General features: G+C 35.5%; 17 protein-coding genes. 3 read left to right on the forward strand and 14 right to left on the reverse strand.

Annotation, left to right across the window (positions count from 1 at the left end; genetic code table 11):
• Positions 1-193: 193 nt before the first annotated feature.
• Positions 194-946: a restriction endonuclease gene (locus IGK81_RS07610; protein ID WP_034698282.1), complete on the reverse strand. Its 753-nt coding sequence runs from the start codon at positions 944-946 to the stop codon at positions 194-196.
• Between the two features lie 277 nt (positions 947-1,223).
• On the opposite strand from IGK81_RS07610, the gene IGK81_RS07615 reads away from it, so the two are divergent.
• Entirely contained in the window at positions 1,224-1,454 is a 231-nt protein-coding gene (locus IGK81_RS07615) for a hypothetical protein (protein WP_034698283.1), read from the forward strand.
• A 225-nt stretch (positions 1,455-1,679) separates the two neighbouring features.
• Here the strand turns inward: IGK81_RS07615 and IGK81_RS07620 are convergent, their stop codons facing one another.
• Both IGK81_RS07620 and IGK81_RS07625 read right to left on the reverse strand, forming a co-directional pair.
• Positions 1,680-3,050 carry an MFS transporter gene (locus IGK81_RS07620; protein WP_034698286.1) on the reverse strand — a complete coding sequence of 457 codons (1,371 nt, stop codon included), beginning with the start codon at positions 3,048-3,050 and terminating at the stop codon, positions 1,680-1,682.
• Positions 3,051-3,217: 167 nt separating this feature from the next.
• Positions 3,218-3,748: a PadR family transcriptional regulator gene (locus tag IGK81_RS07625; protein ID WP_034698288.1), complete on the reverse strand. Its 531-nt coding sequence runs from the start codon at positions 3,746-3,748 to the stop codon at positions 3,218-3,220.
• A gap of 274 nt (positions 3,749-4,022) precedes the next feature.
• Here IGK81_RS07625 and IGK81_RS07630 point away from each other — a divergent pair, with 274 nt between their 5' ends.
• Positions 4,023-4,400, forward strand: coding sequence for a YccF domain-containing protein (locus tag IGK81_RS07630; protein WP_010718913.1), 378 nt, complete (start codon positions 4,023-4,025; stop codon positions 4,398-4,400).
• Between the two features lie 175 nt (positions 4,401-4,575).
• Here IGK81_RS07630 and IGK81_RS07635 read toward each other — a convergent pair whose 3' ends face one another.
• The 9 genes from IGK81_RS07635 to IGK81_RS07675 form a co-directional block, all read right to left on the reverse strand.
• Positions 4,576-5,634 (reverse strand): family 20 glycosylhydrolase, encoded by a 1,059-nt coding sequence (locus tag IGK81_RS07635; RefSeq protein WP_232622374.1) that lies wholly within the window; start codon positions 5,632-5,634, stop codon positions 4,576-4,578.
• A 17-nt stretch (positions 5,635-5,651) separates the two neighbouring features.
• Positions 5,652-9,209, reverse strand: coding sequence for an alpha-L-fucosidase (locus IGK81_RS07640; RefSeq protein WP_412003863.1), 3,558 nt, complete (start codon positions 9,207-9,209; stop codon positions 5,652-5,654).
• Positions 9,202-12,276 carry an alpha-mannosidase gene (locus IGK81_RS07645; RefSeq protein ID WP_438757824.1) on the reverse strand — a complete coding sequence of 1,025 codons (3,075 nt, stop codon included), beginning with the start codon at positions 12,274-12,276 and terminating at the stop codon, positions 9,202-9,204. The genes IGK81_RS07640 and IGK81_RS07645 overlap by 8 nt, the downstream gene beginning before the upstream one ends.
• A 72-nt stretch (positions 12,277-12,348) precedes the next feature.
• Positions 12,349-13,788, reverse strand: coding sequence for an ABC transporter substrate-binding protein (locus tag IGK81_RS07650; protein ID WP_034698299.1), 1,440 nt, complete (start codon positions 13,786-13,788; stop codon positions 12,349-12,351).
• 16 nt (positions 13,789-13,804) lie between these two features.
• Positions 13,805-14,722 (reverse strand): carbohydrate ABC transporter permease, encoded by a 918-nt coding sequence (locus tag IGK81_RS07655; protein WP_080704589.1) that lies wholly within the window; start codon positions 14,720-14,722, stop codon positions 13,805-13,807.
• A gap of 13 nt (positions 14,723-14,735) precedes the next feature.
• On the reverse strand, positions 14,736-15,704 hold the full coding sequence (locus IGK81_RS07660) for an ABC transporter permease (RefSeq protein ID WP_431393306.1): 969 nt from the start codon (positions 15,702-15,704) through the stop codon (positions 14,736-14,738).
• A gap of 226 nt (positions 15,705-15,930) precedes the next feature.
• Positions 15,931-17,448: a response regulator transcription factor gene (locus IGK81_RS07665; RefSeq protein WP_010737757.1), complete on the reverse strand. Its 1,518-nt coding sequence runs from the start codon at positions 17,446-17,448 to the stop codon at positions 15,931-15,933.
• A complete protein-coding gene (locus tag IGK81_RS07670; protein ID WP_034698309.1) occupies positions 17,445-19,166 on the reverse strand; it encodes a sensor histidine kinase in 1,722 nt (573 codons plus the stop codon). Before IGK81_RS07670 ends, IGK81_RS07665 begins: the two co-directional genes overlap by 4 nt.
• Entirely contained in the window at positions 19,159-19,842 is a 684-nt protein-coding gene (locus tag IGK81_RS07675; protein ID WP_034698312.1) for a hypothetical protein, read from the reverse strand. Before IGK81_RS07675 ends, IGK81_RS07670 begins: the two co-directional genes overlap by 8 nt.
• 409 nt (positions 19,843-20,251) lie before the next feature.
• On the opposite strand from IGK81_RS07675, the gene IGK81_RS07680 reads away from it, so the two are divergent.
• Entirely contained in the window at positions 20,252-21,016 is a 765-nt protein-coding gene (locus tag IGK81_RS07680; protein ID WP_192924244.1) for a LytTR family transcriptional regulator DNA-binding domain-containing protein, read from the forward strand.
• 58 nt (positions 21,017-21,074) lie between these two features.
• Here the strand turns inward: IGK81_RS07680 and IGK81_RS07685 are convergent, their stop codons facing one another.
• Entirely contained in the window at positions 21,075-22,337 is a 1,263-nt protein-coding gene (locus IGK81_RS07685; RefSeq protein WP_010737761.1) for a GHKL domain-containing protein, read from the reverse strand.
• A gap of 512 nt (positions 22,338-22,849) precedes the next feature.
• On the reverse strand, positions 22,850-24,607 hold the full coding sequence (locus tag IGK81_RS07690; RefSeq protein ID WP_034698315.1) for a hypothetical protein: 1,758 nt from the start codon (positions 24,605-24,607) through the stop codon (positions 22,850-22,852).
• Between the last annotated feature and the right edge of the window lie 5 nt (positions 24,608-24,612).

Below are 24,612 nucleotides of genomic sequence, written 5' to 3' on the forward strand. Positions count from 1 at the left end.
TTGAACTGTTTATTCTTTCTATTGAAAAATTGACGGGGAATTATTCCCAAGTATGGCTGCATCACATATTTTTTGTGGATTTTTTAAACTATAACGCTGTCTTAGCGTCCATAGTATTGACTAGCATTCAATCGAAGTATCACTGTATTAGTATATGTAGAGATTTTGGAAAAAGAATCGCTGACTAATGCAATCATTCCGTTGTGTTGAACTTTTCTGTATGACCACAATGTAAGGAACATGCTTTAAATAGATGGCCGGTTTTTCCATTTCGACAATTAATTATGATTCCTTCACTACATTTGGGGCATATTTTTATACCCATTGGCAAAGAATTTAAAAGCTGAAATTTTAGCATCGTTTCTGGTATGATTTGATTTAATAATTGTAATAACCCGTAGCGATCATACCACTCGATTTCTTTTGCTTTTTCATTTTGTTCAATTTCTTCATAGACCTGTTGATAAAAAAATGAAGTGGTGATAAACATTTTTTTATCCCAATTTTTATTTGAAATTCCTGAAAAATTAGTGATATCTTTACGTCCAATCAGTGTCGGTGTGGGTTTTGCGTTTAAGCGATTGGATTTTGCTTGTACCGCGATCCGCTTTTTTTCTTTCGTCAAAATTAAATCGACACCCCCATCTCCCACATACTTACGATGATCTTTGACATAACTTTTCTTCGTTATCTCAACCCCGTATCCTGCTAATCGGAAAGCTGCTGCTAAAAATTGCTCAAAATGTTCTCCTTGCCTCACTCGATCATCTTGGCTACTACCGAAATCTTTATCCATGTCACTTAAAAAGTCGATTACGATTTTCTCATCTTTCTTTTGCACAAAAGACGTTTTTCTTATTTCTAAGTATTGTTTGGAAACCACTTCTTGGGCGTTGCTTTCCAGTTGATTGGCTTCTTTGAATTTTTGTAAGAATTTAAAAACCATTATTTTCTCCTCTCGCTTATCGTTCTGACAATTACATTGTAAATCAATAACAAGAGTATTAATTTGTTATATAATAAAAATTTTTAAATAATTTTTATTAAAAGAATCAATCCGTTGATACTTCGCTTACTAGAACTATTGTGAAGATTACAGATTTTTTAGGCATTCTCGTTGATTATCATTGATTTGAACTATCGTTTACTGGGTATCATTCCTCTCCTATACTCAAAGAAACTTTATCAAATAGGCTCGATTATATTTTAAGGAAAGCTAACTTGTGTCCGAGTCACACGAAGGATTTTCCCTACTAGGTAAGATCGGATTATTACTTGTTCTTATGTTGATCAAAAAATCAGATCTACGACAAACATTTAAAGAACCTCGAATGAACTTGGTTATAGTAGTTGATGATTTTATTTTAGTCTCATTTTTCAAGATCTACTCTAAGAATAGTCATTCAGAGTTTTTAGCCAATTACTTAAAACAATTGCTTGTACTGACTCGCTAATCTATGATCCTTGATTTGCTTATTGGTAATAGGGTTGGCGTTTGTTTGAATCGAAGTGTCGTTATTCAACTTACTACCAATGTGGCTTTTCGATAAAACGCTACATAAACTAGCCCCTCGCTCAATCAAGTCAGCGAAGGGCTAATTTTTGAATAGTTTTTTGATTGTAAAGTACCCTTAGTTCAAATTTTTCTTCAATAAATCTACCTGTCTACTATTTTAGATTTATTTCTTCATTGTCGCTATGCCCATTGTTTGTGGGATTTTTAGGATTTCAATGATTGGCAGAAGCATTAGCGCCCCTAAAACAGCAAAACCTAGGCTATAAGCCAGTGGGATCGACAATTGGATTTCCAATAAATGAATCACCAACGTAATAAATGATACCCCTAATCCTTGAGCTAAAGATTGGACAACTGTATTCAAGGTATTGGCGCTATTGCGTTCTTGTGGTGGAATTTCTGATAAACTTAATCCCATAAACGCTGTGAGTGCGAGCGAGCGTCCGATTCCTGAAGCAAAAGCTAGTAACATAATAATCGCTGGAAACGTGGTTGATTCAATGAAAACTAAACAGAAAGAACTACTCAAAATCATTAGGAATGACGCAATCAATGCCCCTTTGTAGTTAAGTGAGCGAATAATCGATGTCGTGAAGGGTTTGATCCCAATATTTCCAATAAAAATGAAAATAACATAACTTCCTGCAACGACTGCTGACCAATGAAAAATATTTTGTAAATAGATCGTCAACAAGTATGGCATCGCTCCGACAGATAACCAAAGGATTGCCCCACTGGTTTGGCCGATTCTAAAAGAAGTTTTTGATAGGGCTTTTAATGAAAATAAGGGTTGTTCGACTTTATTTAAATGTTGATATGTGAACAAAAGAAATATTATTCCACTCACGATACACACAATTCCTGCTATCTCAAATGAAAGACCGTCTCGTGAAGATAATTCTGCACCGACTACAAGTAAGGTGGATGCCATTGCCATTTCCACAAAACCGAGCCAATCAAATTTATTTTTGATCAGGTCATGGTCTGACGGAATCAATGAATATCCTAGGATCAAGCTCGACATACCGATTGGCAAATTGATCAAAAAAATCCAATGCCAACTTAAATAGGTAATGATTGCTCCACCCATAATAGGAGCGATCGCAGGTGCGATTAATGCTGGCCAAACAAGATAACTCGTCATTTTTAATAGTTGGTCGACTGGTGTTTTTTCAAAAACGATCAATCGTGCAGTAGGTGTCATCAACGCTCCAGAGAAACCTTGCAACATTCGCATTCCTAAAAGAACCCCAAAACTAGGCGCAAGGGCGCTCCCTAATGAACTAATGGTAAATAGAAAAACAGCCAGAAGCCAGATTTTTTTCTTACCAAAATAATTGGCTAACCAGCCACTCATTGGGATAAAAATCGCCACTGTGACTAAATACGCACTGATTAAAAGTGAGATTTGTGACATATTTGTTGAAAAAGTGGTCGCCATTTTGGGTAAAGCTGTTGTAACAATCGTACCATCTAATATTTCCATAAATAAACTCATTGCCATTACTAAGGCAATTTTGATTTGTTGAGACATGCTCATTCCTCCATCTATCGTCCTTAATATATCTTTTAGATATATATTTTTTTGTATAAAAGAGACTGTAACTAATAAAAAGTTACAGTATCGTTGCTTTTTTATGACGTTTTAAAATCGACCTGATGTTAAGAACTGTCACGTTTTGTTCTACACCATGATCATGCTTATTCTTCCACATAAGGTAGTTCTGATAAAAAATCTTCTGCCCACTGGATTGCTAACTGAGCTTTTCCAAGTAATAATTCTAATTTTTTAGACGCATACCAATGATCGATTTTTTTTACTTCGTCTAGTTTTTTTAAATAGCCCTTGATTTCGTCAACCGTGATTTGTTTTTCACGTATGTAGACCATTAACAATTCTTTTTGTTCGTCTAATGAGAGATGTTGCATCGAATCGAGTTTGATTAAATAAATTTCTTCTGTATGAGCGCCACTGGGAACATCTTGTTTCATTAATTCAAAAAATCGTTGACGTCCTTTATCAGTAATACTGGCAGTCTTTTGTGTACGGCCTTCTTCATTAACAGTAATAGTGATTAAGCCATTTTTTGCCAACTTGTCTAACAATGGGTATAAAACACCAAAACTGACTTTGCGATTTTTGCCTAAAGAAGCCTGCATTGCATTTCTTAAGTGATAACCATTTTGTGGTGATTCCATCAATTCTCCTAGAACAAACAGTTCATTCATCATGTTTCTTCCTCCTTATCTATCTTTTAGATACAAGAATGATATATCTAAAAGATGCATAAGTCAATCACTTTTCTTTATTAAGGTAATTAAGCAAACCCACTTTTCCATTCACATTCTTTCTGTTCTTAGTTCACCATTAAATAACTATTTTTATATATAATTAATATTAAAAAACATTTATCCAAAACAAAAAACACATAATTAAATAACTTTAATAAAGGAACTCTAAGAACCATTACATGGTATAATGGGAAAAAATTTAGTAGGTGTTAAAATGAGAATGTTAGGAAACTTGATTTGGTTTATTTTTGGAGGCTGTATCGGTGGGATTGGTTGGTTTTTAGCAGGAGTCATTTGGTGTATAACGATCATTGGTATTCCAATCGGGTTACAATGTTTTAAGCTGGCAACTCTTAGCTTTTTCCCATTTGGTAAAGAAGTGATTTATAGCGATAGTGGGACTTCTTTAATTATCAATATCATCTGGTTGATTATCAGTGGACTCCCATTAGCGATTGCCCATGTGATTAGTGGTCTTATACTCTATATTACGATCATTGGTATTCCATTTGGTAAACAGTCGTTTAAATTAGCTAAATTAGCGTTGATGCCTTTTGGTACGAGAATCGTTCTAACCAGATCTTATTATTGATTAGATAGTTAAGAACCTGGTAACAATTTCTAGATCTAAAAAAGCCGAAGAATGTCAAAAAAGAAACAATTTTTGAAATCTTCGGCTTTTTTGTTTGGACAACTTTTAAGAAACACCAGGATCAATTATTGAAGACAACATCAACTATAGATTCACCTCTTTGATCACTGCTTGTTCATATTGTTTCGTGCCAGATGATTTGCTGTTGTGCAGCTAATGGTTCTTTAATCATCGTTAAGACTTCCTCTTCAGTCAAAGCATCAGGGTAGTCACTCCAGATGGCAAAATAGGCACCTTGTACTTTTTTCATTTGTTCGTTTGTTAATCGTTGGTTTTCAGGAAATTGATCAATCGTCCAGTGGTCTTGAATCTTTTGAGCTGTAGGATATTTATAACTGGCACCTTCTCCTAAAACAAAATAGAAAAATTGATCGTTGACATTGATCAATTGATGGTCACGAGTGAGAAATTCCCCCGCAGTCGCCATTGTTGCTTGATGTTTCGTCCAATACGTAATTTGAATAGAAGGTTTTAATTTACTTTTCATGAGCAGTCCTTTTTTATAGACACCATCATTCCAAATTCTAGCTTTTTTACCTAATGTTTCGACATAGTCTGCTAACTCATTGATGTAGTCGATGAAAACATCATACTGACGGGTTGGATCGTGGTATTCCACGATTGCTTGTGCTTTTAATGCAGGATATTTATCCAACTCTGAAAATTCAATGTATTCATCTGCACCTAAATGGAAATAATCGGAACGATGAAATAACTCTGCATATTCTTTTATCATCTTTTTGATCATGGTAACTGCATCTTTTTTGGTGATATCAAGGGCTCGATTAGTGGGAAAAATCAAAGAATCCTCGCCTTTTCGCTCCATTTGCCATTGTGGATAGATTGCCAACAGCCGTTGCAAATGACCAGGACTATCAAACTCTGGAATCACAGAAATCCCCTTTTGCTCCGCATAATCAATCAAATCCGTCATTTCCTGTTTCGTCAAAAATTTCTCTGATGTGATTTCTGGAATTGTTTCGCATTCCAACCGAAATCCTTCATTATCAGAAAAGTGAAGTTGCAAAGCATTCATTTTCAATGAAGCCATGTAGTCTACAAGTTTTTTCAGAAAATCCATTGAATAAAATTTACGTCCAATATCTAAAATCACGCCACGCTCTTTTAAAGAAGGTGCTTTTGTAACAGATATTGGCTTGTTTGATTCATTCATCAATTAGCATCCACTCCTTATTCTGCCATTAGTTGCCAACAACCAATGCCCTCTATCGTTTTTCCTGGTACTAAAGTTTCTGATCCCATTACCTGATTTTTTTCAGACAGTTCTTGAATGGTAAAGTTTCTATAATCCAATCCTACCTCAGACAGCAATAAAGATGAAGCGTTTTCTTTATAAAAAAAGTAATAATCGTCATTTTTCTGGGTCACATACCAGCCTTCAGGGGAATCAAACGGTACTGCTCTTGTCTCATAGATTCCTTCGCCATATTTTTCCAACCAATCGCCTAGTCTTTCTAAAATCGCTACCGCTTCTGTAGGTAACTCTCCATTTGGTTTAGGTCCGATTCCTAGTAGTAGATTTCCTCCTTTTGCAACGATCTGGACGAATGATAGAATAACTTCTGCTACTTCTTTATACTCATCATTTGGCCAATAGCCCCAATTTTTGGTTAATGGGATATTACTTTCCCATACTTTGACTGGTGGTTGTTCAGGTATTTTTCTTTCTGGTGTCACATAGTTCTCATAGGCCCCGCCAATGGTTCGATCGACAATCAAGAGATCTGGCTGAGAATGCCGAACTTCACTCGCTATTCTTTCCATATCGAGTTGTTCATTGCCCTGATTCACCCAGCCTCCATCTAACCATAAGATATCAAGTTGGCCATAATTTTGGCTAATTTCAGTGAGTTGATTCGTAACAAACCGATCATATTTCTGCCAGACTTCAGGCAACTCTTTTGGGTCATAATTTGCGTATCTCCCAGTCGCTTCTCTTTCTGGCAACCAATAATAAGAGCTATGCCAATCTGGTTTTGAATAATAAGCACCTGTCGCTAGTCCTTCCTTTCTAAAAGCGGTGACAACTGCCTTAAAAATGTCTGCTTGCGGCGCTTTATGGTAGGGACATGTCGCTGCAGTTACTTTATAATCCGAATACTTTGTATCATACATCGTAAAGCCGTCATGATGTTTTGTTGTAAAAATCATGTAGCGAAAACCAGCTTGTCGGCACAGCTTTGCCCACTTAGTTGGTTCAAACTTATAAGGATTGAAACTATGAATCAACCCCCAATAATCTTCTCGTAATTCGACCATGTTCGTGCGCCAAGGTATTTTTCTTGCCCAGCTGTCTTCTTGTGACAATTGCCAAGACTCTACAATACCGGGAATACTATACAGCCCCCAATGAAAGATCACTCCCAGTTTTTGATCTTGAAACCAATCGAGTTTTTTTTGGATATTAGCGGGTAACTCCTGGTAATGATCTGTTTCGCTTTGATGGTTTTCGACAATGTCTTTTCGCAGCTTACGGTCTTCGTTTTCCTGTTCAACTGCGGATACACCATGTGCTTTTTCATGATCATCAACCTTTCTAAATAATTGAATACTTTGTTTAAAGGTAACTGTTTCAACTGTCAAATGAACTTCTCTTGGCAATACTTCTTTAAACGTTTCATCTAAATAGTATAACTGTTCTTTTGTTAGGATAATTTCAATCATTCGTTCTTCCAATGGGGTTAGATGTACTTTTTTAAATGCGAGCAATTCTTTTTCTCGTGGGGGAATAAAACCTTGTTGTTTTTTCCCGTAAATTTGAATCGTCTCTGCTCCACTATGATTACCTGTGTTTTTCACTCGACAAGAAACCTTAATCGAATGATCTTGATGATCGGTAAAGAGTACATCGGTCAATTCAAACCTTGTATAGCTTAAGCCATAGCCAAAACGATAGGTTGGCTTTTCAGGATAATCGGTATACGTTTCTTTAAATTGAGTATTTCGATAGTTATAATAAACGGGTAATTGACCTGAATGCTCGGGAATCGTAAACGCTAATCTACCATTCGGATTTTTTCCAAAAAGAACATTCGCGATCGCTTTTCCTCCGTATTGTCCTGGATAGCCAGCGAAAAGAATCGCTGAAACATATGGTTCAATCGCTGAGATACTATGAGGTCGGCCTTCAATCAAAACGGCAATGACTGGTTTTCCATGTTTTGCTAATTCCTTGACTAGTTTAATTTGGCATTCCGGTAGTTCGATCGAGGCTAGGTCAATATTTTCCCCACTAGTCATTTCTTGTGATCCCTGTAATGCAGCGCCATTTTTAGCAAAAGCCGTTGAAAAATCTCTGGCACTGGACCCACCTAAAGTCACGACAATGACATCTGCATTTTCAGCTACTTGATTTGCTTCGTCTAGTCCTTGAGGTAAATCAGTTGTGATCTGACAGCCTTGAGCAAAAGCCAATTGGGTAGTTGAATTTGCCGTGTGCTCTTCGATCCCCTGCAATAGATTGCAACATGATGCTATTTTTTTAAAAGGCGTGTAATCACCTAATAGATGATAGATATTATTCGCATGAGGTCCTACAACTCCAATTTGATTTAATTTCTCTTTTTTCAAAGGTAATATATTGTCATTTTTCAACAATACTAGACTGTCTTCTGCCAAAGCTGTACACAACGTTTCTTTTTGTGCCGAAGTAAAAGAAACTTTCGGTGAACTTTGGCTAGAGAAAAGACCTAATTCGCTTTTCAACTCAAGAATTCTTAAAACAGAACGATCAATCACTTCTTCACTTACCAGCCCAATAGCCACTGCTTGTTCTAGATAAGGAAACACCTCGTCCCATAAGCTAAGATCAACTCCACTAGAGATGGCTTTGGCTGCAGCCATTGATGGATCGCCACAAGTTTCTGCCACTCGATCTAATGCACAACCATCGGCCATGACGATTCCAGAAAACCCATATTCTTTTCGTAAAATTTCTTGTAACAAATGGGGATTCGTGTGACAAAACACACCATCAATATCGTTATACGCTGCCATACAGCCTTTTGCGCCAGCTTTAATTCCTGCTCGAATGGCGGGTAAATGGATTTCCCTTAACTCACGCTCTCCGATTGCCACTGGACCAGAATTATGTCCTCCCATGACGTTTCCTTGACCAGCCAAATGTTTTAACACAGCTTTAATTTTTTGTTCTTTTTGTAAACCAGTTACAGCTGCTTGGGTAAAGGCTGCTGTTAGATACGGATCTTCACTAAAACATTCTTCTGTTCTGCCCCAGCGTGGATCTCTTAATAGATCTAAAGTCGAAATTAGTCCAAGATGAGCTCCTTTTTCTTGTAACTCAGCAGCCACGATTTCCTGCAATTGTTGATAAAGTTCGGGATTCCAACTACATCCTACTGAAAAATTCGTTGGCAGTGTGGTGGATTCTAAGGCTTGATGCCCATGGGGACATTCTTCGGATAATAAGACCGGGATTTTTAAACGGGATTCTTTTTTCATGTATTGTTGGATCATTTGACTGACTTCTTGTGCCTCACTGGTTGTTAAACCAGTCAGCTCATTTCTTTCAGACCAAGGATCGGCACGAAATACCCCATAAATGACACCGACTGTGCCATATTTTTTCACTTCATTTTTGAAATAGTCCGTCAAAAAAAGCTTTCCATCTTTTTTTTCGTAGACTTGCCAGCCATACAATCGTTGATTCAATTGTCCAACTTTTTCTTTTAGTGTCATTTTTTGCAACAATTTTTGCAAATCACCCATCGTTCTGCTCCTTTAATTGGATTTTGAAGGTATGGATCTCGTAAGGTTTGAACACCACAGTAACTTCATGATCATTATCTAAAGCGACCGTTTCAATTGGATTTTCTAATAGATCGCAAATCTGTACATGTTGAATTGGCTGAGAAAATTTTAAGACCGTTGTTGTTTGGCGATTTTCAAATTCATAAGCCCGCATAATGATGGATCCATCCGTTTCAGCTTTCTTTAAGGTTTCCAGACAAATGTTTCGTTCTTGACAGTTCACCCACGAACCTTCTGGTAAAGTTTTCTGTTCTTGACGAACAGCCAAACAAGGGATATTTAATTGACGAGCTTCTTCTTGGGTCTTCGCTTCCTTCCACGTTTGAGCATGGCAATAAAGCGAGTAGGTGAACTGATGATTTCCTTGATCTGCTGTTTCATAAGGGTCTGTGGCAGATTTGATCAATGAGACTCCTAAATGTTGGTATTGAGCATCAAAGCCATACTTTGAATCTGTCAATAATGAAATCCCATAGCCATCATCGGATAGATCTACCCATTTATGACCACATACTTCAAACTTTGCTTTGTCCCAAGAAGTATTTTTATGCGCCGGTCGTTGTAGATTGCCAAACTGGATATCATAAGTCGCTTGATAGGCATTGACAGGCACTGGAAACTCTGCTCGAAGGAGACTATGATTTTGCTGCCAATCAACCTTCGTTTCAAAATCGATTCGTGCTTTTCCGTGAATCAAATGGATGTATTGTGTAATAGTCGAATCATAAAACTTTCTAACGATTTTCAACGTATCCCGAATCGGACCTTGATCAACAATCAATGCTTCTTGAATATCGGTGATGATTGTTGGTTTATTTTTATAGTAAAAGTCAATGTCCCATGCATCATAATTTAAAGGCAGATCTTCGTAAACCAGTAGTTCGTTCACTGCTTTCTTACCAGCGATTTCTCGTTGGTTCTTTTTATCGAATGCACTGATCATACGATAGTGTTCGTCGAATAAAAGACTAAAGTCTTGTGTCTCGTATTGCTTAGTTAAAGGAGTGGTTTCCGTTTTAGTCGTGACTTCACGATCTGATTTTACAATAGTGTAATAACTCCCACCGAGAGCAGGTAAATGATCGAATCGTCCTAAGAATTGTCCATCATACGTTTTTTGGCTGACAATCGACTGACCTTGATGTTCCAGACATTCTCCTGATTCCAGTGGTAATGGAACGATGACTTGTTCACTTACTCCGCTAGGGTTGAACAGATAAAGAAACTGTCCTGCATCGTGACTTGGCAACACTGTGTCAATTAATTGGTTCATTTCAGTGAAAAGTTCGTGATAATCAATATCTGTCTGATCATAAACTTCTTTGATTCCGCTTCCTGGAAGAATATCATGGAATTGATTTAACAATAATTGTTTCCATGATTTTTCCAACATTTCAGCTGGATATTTTTCTCGGGCAAAGATACTATATAATTTTTCAACTGTCTGTAATAACGTTTCACCAAATCGATTGTTGCGCTTGTTTTTCCCGATGGAGGTATACGTTCCCCGATGGTATTCAAAATACAGTTCTCCGAGCCACTCTTTTTCCTGATGCTTGACCATTTTTTTGGAGAGTTCTTCAAAAAAATCAATCGCTGTGCTTTCAATGACTTGGGGCATACTCGGCAAACCTTTTTTCATACGCTTCAACGTTTCCAACATGTCTCGTGTTGGTCCTCCACCACCGTCTCCATAACCGTAAGCGATCAGAATACTGTCATTGACATCCTTATCTAAGTAGCGTTCCCAACTTCCTTTCACCGTATAAGGATCGAGTAGTCCATTGTAAGTCGTATAATAAGGTGTCGGGCTATAACCGTCACTGATTGTCGTAATAAAATGAGTTAGCGCTCGGCTACCATCGATTCCTTGCCAAAAAAAGCTGTCATAAGGGATCTGATTGAATTGATTCCAAGAAAGTTTTGTTGTCATGAAATAGGGCGTGTTTGTTTTTTTCAAAATTTGCGGTAAAGCTGCAGAATAGCCAAAAACATCTGGTAACCACAAAATTTGACTTTCTTGACCAAACTCTTCGCGTATAAATTGTTTCCCATAAAGAAATTGACGGACCAATGATTCACCTGAAGCAAGATTACAATCTGCTTCTACCCACATAGCCCCTTCTGGAATCCACTTGCCTGCAACAATTTTTTCTTTGATTTTCTCATATAGTTGCGGATAGGTATCTTTGATCAATTGATACATTTGTGGTTGACTCTGAATGAAAGTCAGTTCATCATATTCCTCCATTAATTTCAATACAGTCGAAAAACTACGTTCTCCCTTTTCAACCGCCTGCATCACTGTCCATAACCAAGCCAAATCGATATGTGTATGACCAACAACCAAGGCACGAGGAGCATTTTCAACTAAGCCTGTTTGATAAAATGCATGTTCTAAGTGTTCTTTTGCTTTCATTAATCCTTGATAATATTCTGAGCTATAAGGTTTATAAAAATTCAATTGATCAACTACTTGTCCTAATTCTCTTTCATAATAGATATAATTCGAGTCATGCTCGTTTAGCGATCGCCAACTATCCAATATCACGAACAAATCGTAATAGAGTTCATAAGTCAAAGGATCGATCAACCTTAGCTCAACCGTCAAAGGATATTTTTTTTCCTCCCGACCTGAAAAAACCTCGATTTGCAATGGAATCCGATCTCTTGAGGTATATTCTTTGGGTAACCACAAAGTCGTATGGTTAACATCTAACCCTTGGATCAGCTGATCATCAAAATACACTTTTATTTGAGGGTTTGTCGTTGAATCCCATTCAGTTAGTGAAGAAAATATTGCTAAATCGACTGTTTGATTTTGAAATTCATTTGGTAAACAGAGTTCTCCTGCAATTGTATAGTACTGATTTTTTTCGCCAAAATAAGCACCTCTTTCAAATTCTTTTGTCCCCGTTTCAGAATGAAAAACTAAATTCTCAACAGGTATCGCAGTTTTGATCATGTTCTTTTTTAACTCTATGATGATTCGTTGCACACGTTCAAATTCTAGTAATTTTTTCACACTATTCCTCTTTTCTAGTGAAAAGCCAGGAAACAACTAAAAAAATTGAGCTCCTGGCTTGTACTATCTGTATTATTTTTGTTCTTTTTTCCAACTATCATATTGTGTTTGCATTTCCGTGATAATTTCATCTAGTCCAGCCGCATTCATTTTTTTCTTCATATTATTCAAATTCTCTTGTGTTTCAACTGAGCCAGTGTTGATCAATGCTTTAAATTCTTCTTGTACGTTATTCAAAGCAGCAAGTTGCGTTGTCACATCTTTCGTATCAAAGTTGAATCCAAGTGCTGGGGATGCTTCTGCTTGCTCATTATAAGATTTCAACACTTCCCATTCGTCTGTTGGTGCACCTTCTTGGTGATAAAGATTGAAGTAATTCCCAAACATATAAAATGGCATCGTATAATTGCTATGAGCATCTAACCATTTGATTGTCTTCTCCCCAGTTTTTTCATAATGTGTTCCTTCAATACCATAGGATAAGAGATTCATCAATTTTTCGTCGGTATTTACAGCTTCTAATAGCTTCATCGCTTCTTTTGGATGTTTCGAGTTCGCACTGATCACCGTACCGCCACCCATTGCTGAAGCATTCGTCACAATTGAATCTACCATAGGCGTTACCACTACATCTTTTTTCACTTGGTCTTTGACTGTTGCTGTATCAAGTGGTCCCATCACGGTTGAAGTAACAAACCATTCTTTCCCAACAATATCGGTTTGTTTTGCCAGTGCTGCATCTTTATTGACATAGCCTTTTTTCATAAAATCTCTCACTTTTTCAACCCGTTCAACGTATGGTTTCTCAAAATAATAATTGACGATCTTCCCTTCATCTCCTTCAAGGTTGATCCCAACGGATGTTGATAATTCATCGAATTTATAAGGGTTTCGGTAACCTTCAGACATGTACCAAGGATTGATTCCTTCTTTTTCCTTGATCGTTTTGAGCCATGGTTCAAGTTCATCATAGGTTTTGATTGATTCATACGGAACATCATATTTATCAACTAGTTCTTTATTGAAGACAAAATATTCCGTAGCAGCGATTTCTTTTTGCGCTGGTACCCCATATATCTTTCCATCAATGGTGGAACCTTTCCAAAAATTCTCGTAGATTTCAGCTTTTAATCCTTGGTTTTCATTATCAAGTAATTCTGTGATATCGTACAATGCGCCCTTTCGAGCATTGGTTAAATAATTAAATCCTCCTAGCCAAGAAGCAGTAAATGCGAGATCAAAGCTTTCTCCGGCATTGACCAGTGCGCTCATCTTTTGGTCATATTCACCCCAGTCAATTTGATTAAGAGACACTGTGACATTATATTTGTCCTTTGTATACTTATTGACCGCCTCATTCACTTTTGCCACATCTTTTTGTGGAATACCCGTTATGTACCAAGTAAGATCCACCGTATCAGACTCACTCGCATTACTGGTTTTGTTACTTGAACATCCTGTTAAAAGACCTCCTGCTAATAATGCAGCTCCTAGCAATACAAATTTTTTCATTATTTTTCCTCCTATACTATTCTTTCACTGCGCCAACAGTTAAACCACCAATAAAATATTTTTGAAAAAAAGGATATGCAATCAAGATCGGTAAAGTAGCTACTACTACCACCGCCATTTTGATCGTTTCAGTGGGTAAAGCACCGGTTTGGGTCATCCCCATTTTTCCAGCATTGTTTGCAATAAATTCAATATTATTCTCCATCTTCATCAACAAATACTGTAACGGTACCAATTGATTATTATCGGTATAAAGTAATGCTGAAAACCAATCATTCCAATAGCCTAAGGTTAAGAATAAGGCAATGGTTGCGATACCTGGCAACGATAACGGAAGTACGATTTTAAAATAAATCAACCACTCACTGGCACCATCGATATATGCTGATTCAATCAATGCTTCTGGGACAGACATTTGATAAAACGTTTTCAAAACCATGATTGAAAACGTGGACATACACAAAGGTAAAATCAATGCCCAGATAGAGTTCCTCAACCCTAAAACATTCACAATCACAATGTAATTACCAATCATCCCACCGCTAAACAACATGGGTATCAAAGAATACCTTGATAAAAACCCTCGATAAGCGTAAGTCTTTCGAGAAAGGGTATACGCAAAGGTCGACATTAAAAACACACCGATGACGGTCCCAATGATCGTAATGAAAATCGTTGTACCGAAAGCGGAAAAAATCGCTCCTTCTTCAAAAATTGCTTGAAAAGCTGCTAGGCTCCATTTTTCAGGTAGCAGTCGGTACCCGTTTCGTTGGATCGATTCTGAATCAGTAAAGGCGATAATACAAACTAAAATAAAAGGAACAGCAGTTAAAAAGGTCAATATCCCTAAACCCAGACTAATCAAAAGGTTATTTTTTTTACTGATTCGTCCAAATCGGTTCAAAGATTCACCTAGTGTTTTTTTTGCTTCCACTCTTTTTCCTCCCTTAAAAGATTCCTTGTGTTTTATCGATTTTTTTGACGATCATGTTGGTTCCTAACACTAAAAAGAAGCCAACTACTGACTGCAACAGTCCACCAGCAGCCGATAAACCGATATCTCCCATAGACGACAATCCGCGATAGATATAAGTGTCAATGGTTTGTGTCACATTGATAAGCGCCCCTGAATCTTTTGGCACTTGATAAAACAATCCGAAGTCTGTCCGAAAGATCCCCCCTACTGCTAAAATCGTCAACATAATGATCACCGGTTTCAACATAGGAATCGTGACATACCAGATTTGTTGGAATTTTGTTGCTCCATCAAGATTAGCTGCTTCGTAATAAGATTTATCAAACCCGCATATTGCGGCTAAAAAAATAATCATATTGTAGCCCATCGTTTTCCACATTTGTACAACGACTAAAATATAAGGCCAATACTTTGCTTGCATATAAAATTGGATCGGCTCTTTCCCAATACTTATCAAAAACTGATTGATAAACCCATTTGTCGGGTCCAAAAATGCAAATACGATATAACTGACAACGACCATCGAAAGAAAGTAAGGAATAAACATGACACTTTGATACAATTTTGATAGTCGCTTACTGAAAATTTCATTTAACAATAATGCAAGGATCAATGGCACGATGATTCCCATAACAATGAACAGCACATTATAACCAACCGTGTTGCGAATAATCAGGCTAGCATTCCCACTTTTAAAAATAAATTCAAAGTTTTTAAAAGCGACCCAATCACTCTTCATAAAACTCTCAAAAAAATTACCACTTAATCGAAAATCTTTAAACGCCACTAAAATCGCAAAAAGTGGAAAATAGGAAAATATCGCAAACCAAATGATTCCTGGTAAAGAAAGGAAAAATAAAGGTCGGTTTTTTTTAAATATTTTTAACACACGATTTTCCTGCTTCTTTTTGACAAATGTTGCTGCTAAATTTTCTTCCATCCTGTTCAACTCCTTATCTACGTTTATCATAAAGTAAATAAAGCGCTTTCTCAATTTGCGATTTTATAGATTTATTGGCAAAATTATAGACAATATTTTTTGTGTGTAATAAAGACACAAAAAAGAAGAGTCTGGAATATCACTCTTCTCGAAAAATGATTCATGATTTCATTATTGGTTTTGCAACACCTTTCTTAGTCATAAAAAATGATAAAAGAATGATTTTTCATTTTAGGTTCAACGGCTCTCTTTCATTTTCGAACTTGCGTGCTTTATTGGGGGTTATTCCGTATTCTTTTTTATAATGACGATAAAATAAACTGATATCATCATATCCTAAGGCTTTTGCGATCACAGTAATTCTTTCCGTACTCTCTTTGATTCGCTGATTGGCTTCTCTCATACGAATTTTTTTATCATATTCACTAAAACTCATATTCAATTCTTTTAAAAAAAGCTGTCCAAGATAGGCTGGATTCATATGAAACCGCTCAGCTAATGATTTTAAAGAGTAGCGTTTCGTGAAATCCTGATTGACTAGATATAAGATTTGGTCAATCACTGGAGAATGACTTTTTGTGGTACAACTTATTTCAGTCAGTTTTGAACAGATCGTACCTATCTTTTTCTTAAAAACTGATTTGTCTGCTGTCTTTAATGCGTAGATCAATGGTTGTAACTCTTGATAAGCTTGTTCTTGTTTTTCCAGAGTAGCAATCCCTTTGTGAAGTGCGATCAGCAAGTAATGACATACTAACGACTGAATCGGATGGTCTTTCCATTGATCAATATTGGCAATAGCTAATTGTTGGAATGCTTCAATCGATTGGTTTTCAAGATAAGCTAAACTTTTAAAATAAATTTTCTGCGTTAGTTGGTATTCGTTGATCAATGTAGTTTTAGGAAATAGATCAATGACTAATGGGTTTTCCAAGATATTTTTACTTTCCATAAATGGTTCAATACTTCGATAAGAATGCGTGATCTCAATTAATGAATGGCAGCCACTACCGATGACCGCAAATAAATCAAATGTCTCACATAAATATTGAATACTTAACCGATAATGTTGTTCTTCTTTAGGAGAAAAAAACAAAAGAAGTTTATTCGGTTCCAATAAAAGGCTATAAGGTTGGACGAATAATACCGATAACTGCTCAGAAACACGTTCAAAAAGTTTATCATTATAAAAAGCACCTTCTAGGTAAGTGATGGTATAATTTTGCCAATCCGTGATTGGTTCAAGGATGTCCTGCCATTTTGCTAATTCCGTTGACGAAATTTCTTGATGCAGCAATTTCCGCAACAAATTGACACGAAACACATCAATCTGTTGATTGTTCTTCAAATGCTGAAAGAGTTTTTCTTCTTTTATTTCTCTTGTCAACTTCCCAAAAGTAGTGGCTAACTCAATAGGATCGACTGGTTTTAAAAGATAATCACTGCTTCCAATGAGAATGGCTTGTTTCAGATAACTAAAATCATCATAACTACTGATAAAGATGATTTTTATTTGTTTTTGTACACAACGTGCCTTTTTAGCAAGTGCCAATCCATCAATATCAGGCATTCTGATATCTGTTAATAAAATATCAATAGCTACCTCATTTAGGATTTTCAATGCTTCAATACCGGAAGTTGTTTTAAATGTCGTGAAATTTTTTGTGTTACCGGTTGTTTTTTTTAGCAGTTTCTCAATTCCTTCTGTGATTAACGGTTCATCATCAACTAGTAAAACATTCACACGATCTCCCCTCCTCTTTTTTTAGGCATGGTGATTTGAAATTTCACATAATCTTCTTGCGTAGTAAATGTTACGCCATACTGATGACCAAAGCGTTGTTTGATTCGATAATCTACCCCAAATAAGCCAGTAGGGGCAGTCATCTCCAGATCATGGCTGTTTTGAGCAAGTTGTTTTTGGATTCTTTGTTTTTCTACTTTTGGAATTGGCTTTCCGTTATTTACTACTTCAATGTACAACCGATCATCCTTTTCAAAACAATGGATCTCGATGAAATTATCCTGGCGTTGCGAATCAATCCCGTGATGAATAAAATTTTCGATGATTGGTTGGATCGTAAATTTCTCAATCAGCAAAGATTCAAGACTTGGATCACAAACAATATCATAAAATAGTGCATCTTCAAAACGTATTTCAAAAAGACTAAGATAAGCATCACAATATTCCAATTCTTCCGCTAAACAAATGACATCTTTCCCCTTGATCAATTTACGGTATAATGTTGCAGCATTTAAGAGCATTCCTGCCACTGCGTGATCTTCATTTAGTTCTGCTTTCATTCGAATTGCTTCTAACGTATTGTAAAGAAAGTGTGGATTGATCTGGGACCGAATACTTTGGATCTGATAATCCTTTTGTTTAATCTTACTTTTATAAACTTGATGAATCTGGTCATTTAACTGATACGCTAATTCATCAATACTAGAAGAGATCAAAGAAATCGCATCATCACTTTTATAGTCGTCTGATTGAGCGAACTTTTCAGGGTCAAAATTCCCTGTTTTTACTTTGGTAATTTTTTGAGTTAGTTGAGAGAGTCTTCCCTCTATTTTTTGCAAATACTGAAATAGAAATGGGAAAAAACCTAAAAACACAAGGATGGCAAAAAAAGAGTAGACAGTATAGATCAAAGAATATTCTGTAAAAACATTGGCATACTTTGTCGTGGCTGTAACCACGTAATGTTCTGCTTGACGTTGGTCTAGAACATATTTTGGTTTTATCTCCGGTGGAATAGGGTTGTTTTTGTAGAAAACTTGAATATTGCCGTTGTTTCTTAACACTTGATAATGAATCTTTTCAAATAATGGAGAAATATCATAATAAAAATAGACATCTGCTGCGTAACTTAAATCTGTTTCTTTATGTAATTCTTTGTGAAATCCAATCAGATTTCTATTCTTATTTATCTTAAAAATTTGCTTTTTTGTCTTTTCGATATCGTTTGGGTCTGCTAGATGAAATTCATCCACTTTTTTCATCGTGGTTGTCTGATCTTTTTGAAAGACTACGCTACGTTTCGTCTGCGCATGATAAATAACTACCGTTGACAAATAATCATTCATTTTAAAGGACTGATTAACAAAATTTTGGGTTCCATTATACTTTGAACCGGCATGTTTCATGTAAGTAGTCGTTTTGTATTCGTAGTATTCTGCGAGTGATAAATTAGTAATTTGCCTCAAATCTTCCAAATCAGGTTGTTCCGCATACAAAAGCGCCAACATATTATCTGTTGCATTTTTCATCATCATAATTTCTGTATAAAAATTTAAGTTGATTTCCTTTAGATTTTCATCTCTTTTTTGATGGAAAGAAACTGTGATGAGATAAATAATAAAGAATAATACTAATAAACTAACACTCATCCACAACATGTAACGATAAAAAGCGTGTTTCAAAAGGTTATGTTTAATCCTCGTCATGCTTTTAGTCATTTCTCTGATCCAATCCCTTAATACTCGCTATCCGAGTTTGTAAAAATGGTGTATAAAAAGTTAAAAACAAGTAGCAGTAGCCACTAAAACCGACAAAAAAGAAGATAGCTGGCGAGCGTGGAAACAATAAAAGAACAAATAACAGATAGGCAATCGTAAAAAGCTGTAATTGCCATTTCTGGAAAGATAAAATCATCGCATTCAACAACGTTTTTAAAAAGGTGTTTTGGAAAAGGATCGTTTCCATGATAGCAAAAGGAAGGATCAACATCCCGTAGACCGCTAAAATAGCATAAATAATGACAAATATAGAAAAAATTGGAGAAAGTTCAACCATAAAAAAGAGAAATCCTATTGAAGCAATCAGACTGATGAGCAAATAGACAGGTAAACTATCCCAAGAACATGCCTTAGCGATGCTCCGCCAAAAAAATCGGAGATTGCTTTCCTGTTTCTTAATAATAAACTGATGCAGCGATTCAAATAGTGCGATCAATGAAATAGCAAACAGAATCATAAAGAGACCCATTAAGATTAAATATAAAGTAACTCCTTGATAAATCATCAAATAAAGGTAACTAAACAGCGGTAAATTTACAACAATAAAAAAAAGATTGTTTATGACTACATAAATGATCTGTGATGCTACATCATATATTTTTTCTTCCCTTGTCATTTGAATACCCTCCCTAACCAATGTACTATTTTACGTATCTACCTTAACATAAAAGCGTTTTCTTGTAACGGCTATTTCAATTAATTTTTCTCTTTGCTCATTCTTGCTTTTCTTCATATGACCAACTAATATAGGATGTTCTTTCTTTTTACGAACAAAACAGTACGCATTGATTCAACTTTTAAAAAAGGTATCCCAGCTTTTGCCTGTAGACTATTTCCAGATGATTTTTAGACTTACAAAATAACCGTTTTCTCTCTGACTCTTTCGTTCAAATTTTACTTCAACATCTATATTTCCTTTCAATTATTTAAATATTAAATAAAAAAAGTCTAATAATTTATTCTTTTATTCTCTTTATCCACACATTGATTCTTGCTATACTAAGAACGATTGAAAGTTGGAGGTGATGTGTGTGAAAGTGTACTATATTGAAGATAATGTATTCCATCAAGAAGAATTTCGTAAACAATATAATCGTAGTGCTAATTTAGCAGCAATTTCGTTAACCATCCCCTTGCCTTCTCAATTAGAAAAATTCTATGCTGACCTTGATTTTATGCCTATCCAAGACTCAGATATTTTTATTGTTGATATTGAATTGAACCGTTTTCATTCTGGGATTGATTTTAGCAAAAAAATTCGTCAGAGAAATCATTCTTGTTACATCCTGTTTTTGACGAATGACACAACTAAAGGGATGGAGATTATCAATCAAAATATTCGAGCAGATAAATACTATAGTAAAAAAGACATCATGGAAGCTGTAAATGGCTTGGAAGAATTATTATTCAACCATTCGAATTTGCAACAAGGACAAAGTAAACTCATTAAAATCGAATCACTTTCTAAAATCTATTTAATCGACCCTAAAGAAGTCAATTACTTAAGTAAAATCACAGGTTCTCGTTCGACCATTGAATTTTTCTGTCAAACAGAATTTTTTTTGATTCATGGAAAAATTGAAGAACTAAAACAAACGTTTCAAAACTTTCATTTTTTCAATGATTTGAAGAGTTACTCCATCAACCCAGCTAACATTAAATTAGTAGATAAAAAAAACAATGAAATTGTGTTTAAAAATGATGATACCTTAATCCTTAGCCGTCGAAGCATAAAAAAATTAGTGGATTTTATGGAACATCTGAAAAATGAAAATCATTTAGTTCATTAGTCCCATACGTACAACAAAAAGCCACTTGCCTATTCAGTAAATAGGCGAGTGGCTTTTTTTAATGGACTGTTTCTTTTTTCAAAGTTAAGATACAGTAAAAACGTTGCTCTTGTTTGTCATACTTTAAATTCAATGCAAGATTCTCATTCTCTTCTACGATTTTTTTGACACTGTATAACCCAATTCCCTTACTACTTTTCTGACTGGTTGTTCCTTTTTGAAACAATTCAGTTAGATTTTTTCCAGTGTTTTTGCTGGGATTACTAAATTCAAAATAAAAACAATCCCACAAATGTTCAACGATGATCGTGATTTCTTTTTTTTCTTTCGCCATCGTTTGATCATAATGAACAAACGCATTTTCGATAATATTTGTAAATAAGCGAATCATGTCATAGGAATTCATTGAAAGCTTGGGTATGATATGATTAACTTGGATTTTATAAGGTATCCGAAGCTCTTCTGCCCGCTTAACAAATTTGACAAAAACTCCTTGCAACAGTGGATCATAAATTTTTTGTAACTTCATGTGTAAAGCATCGTTGAGTTGCGTTTCAAAAAACTCTTTTTCTTCCCCTACGATGGCCTCTATTTCGTTATGAATTTGTTTATTCTGTACAAGATCTTCCATCACACCAACATAATTTTTATAATCATGACGAAATTCTTCTAGCTTTTGATAATATTCTTCATTTTTTTTCATGCTTTCCAAATAGATCTGATAGTATTCTTCCTTTTTTTCATTCAATAAAATCAAAAGCATAAGTAGTCCATAAAAGGAATTACTAGCAACTAAAATAAAAGAGGTTAAAAGGAAATCCAATGAATCCATCGAAAAAAGCAAATGATACCACAAAAGTGACATGAACATACATATAATCAAAAATGTCGAAAACAGACGATTTTTTTTATATGCGTATAGATAATTACTAATTCGAAACTTTTTATCTAATTCTTTCATTACAATTAGGATTGCCACTAAAAGCAAAATTTCTAGGATCGCATTCGCTAACAAGTCATAATTTTCTAAAAATCGTGGCACTTCAATTGTCAAAAAAACAGAAATACCGATAAAATTTACACAAAAAGTATTTAATAAAAAAACAATAAATAGATTTCTTGTTTCCTGAAAAATATATTTTCCATTATAAAAATAAAGTAAAACCAAAAATACTGGCGTCCATTCAATCAGCCATATATTAAGTAGCGTTAATCCCAAACGAATGAAGCAATCCATAAAAATCCTTTTTTTTGCAAATAAAATGAGACCTATCAGTGCAAAATTAAGATGAACCACTATAATATAAATAATCACTTCCATTAACCCATCCCCCTAAGCAAACCAGTTTATCATTTTCAAACATACCACTTTTTCATTAATTGGTGCCTCCCCTTTTGACAACCAATAACATTACTGTTATAAGATAACATGAATAATAAAAAATACTAGAAAAATCGCAAGCATATTTAGAATATTTGAAAAATTTAATTTTTATTTAACCACCTTAGAGCTTAACTGTAAAACTGAATCTCACGTTACCTTAACCTTCTCAATTAGATAGAAATCCAAGTTTCATTTAATCATCATTTTTTACTAGCATAGAACTATCCAAACTATTTCCACTATTTCAACCAATGAACAGTCTTCTTTGATCAGCATTTGCACCATCCTTAATAAAACAATACAAAAAATAAGCCAAAGATAGCTTAAATACAAAAAGTAATTTTGGCTATCTTTGGCTTATTTCGCTAATTTCAATATTAAACATCTGGATTTCAATCATTTGAATATCCCTGTTAACCAGCTCCACTATATTTTATCAATAAAAGTAACTAAGGGGCATTGACAATTGTCCATTCCACCTGTGATGAATATTCCCCAGCATATCCACCGGGTTGAACATTTAGATAAAAATAGTTTTCTGAATTTTGTAGAATGCTGTAATTCCGGACTTTATTATTAGTTGTTACTTCAGTCATAGGAAGTGTGATCGGATGTTCTTTTTCGATGACTTGTGCCGTATCACCATTTTGATAAAAAAGAGTGGCTGGTAATACTTGTTTACCATCTTTAAACTCTTCAGTTTGTGACACATTAAGTTTCCAATTCATCGGTTTTCCAGTTGTATCTTCTACTAAAAGATTGGCTGCCTGTGTCAAATTTGTTTGAATCGTATGACTAGCAACGGGGATTGCCATGAAAGTCAGAAGATCTGGTACGTTTACAAATCTCACAACCCCCGCTTCTTTGATCACCTTAAATGTTTCAATATTTGATTGTTGTTGTTTTTCATTTTTAACATAAACTTCAAATTGATTTTCTCCTGCTGCTAAGTCTGCAAGTGTGAAATTCTTTGAAAAATCAACCATATTTCCAGGTTGTGTATTCGCAATCGAATCTGAATCATTCAGCTTTTTTTCAACACCATTTAACTTATAATAAATATTGATCCACGAACCACTATCGGCTTTCCACTTGCCACTTAAGGTAAACCCTTGATCCCCCGGGTAAAGAACGAGCGTTTGATTAGCAAGATTATTTGCCAGTTCAATCGTAGGAGGTGAAGCAGGTTTGGTCATTCTTAAGACCGTTGAATCTTGTGCTGACTCACCATTACTTTTTTGAATCATCAAAGTCACATTATTCACTTCTGAAACTGATGGTAGCTGACTCAGGTCAACAGGTACACGAAATGTGCCATCACTCTTGAAGCAAGACAATAGTTCATCAGTGTTCATTATCATCCCATTGATTGTTAAGTAAGCTGTGAGATCGTCCAAAGGACCACTCCATTTACCTGTTAGCGCGATCTGCTCGGAATCTAATTCTAGATTTTTGCTCGTATCATCAAAAGATAAGGCTAACTTTTCTGATTGAAAGCTTGGCATTTCAGCAGATAAAAAATGAGTAAATCCAATATCTTTTTTCATACTATCCCAAACAGATGCACGCAAGACAAATTTATCCTTAGTGACTGCTTTTTCTGTGACTTTGGCACGATAGGTGATCGTCATTGAATCACCCGTTTTTTCCAATAATCGATAAACCGAGTAATTGTCACTATAAGGACCATCAGAGATACCGTCTGAAGCGAGCGGCAATATTTCTGTAATCCGCCCATCATAGGACTTGGAATCTCCAAATTCTGTATGTCCATAAAAGTTATAAGCCGTTATGATGTCATAGGCAACTTCCTTAGATGGAGTCATCAAATTTCCGTTACCTGTTACACCACCATGTTTATAAACAAGTTCGGGTTCTCCTAATAATTCCAACCCTTGCTCTTTATCAGGAAAAACCGTCACTAACGTTGATTGCTTATACTCTTCTTCAAGGTTTGTATCATCTTTTTTTTCTAAAACTGTTGTAACTGTTATCGTATCCCCAATCGCTGTATAATTTGGATTCCCATCTTTTACATAGGTGATTTTAGCATGGATATGTCCACCATAGATGTCAGCTTCTGATTGTCCATCAGGCCATGAATCCGCAACAACTGACTTAGTAGAGAAGGCTAGCTGAAAGAGACTGAACAAAGCAAAATAGGCGACTAGAAATAATAATTTTTTATTCACTTTTTGCTTTTTCATTTCCT

Origin of the sequence: Enterococcus sp. DIV0703 (genome assembly GCF_051711065.1) — a bacterium.
Taxonomy (GTDB): domain Bacteria; phylum Bacillota; class Bacilli; order Lactobacillales; family Enterococcaceae; genus Enterococcus_B; species Enterococcus_B hirae.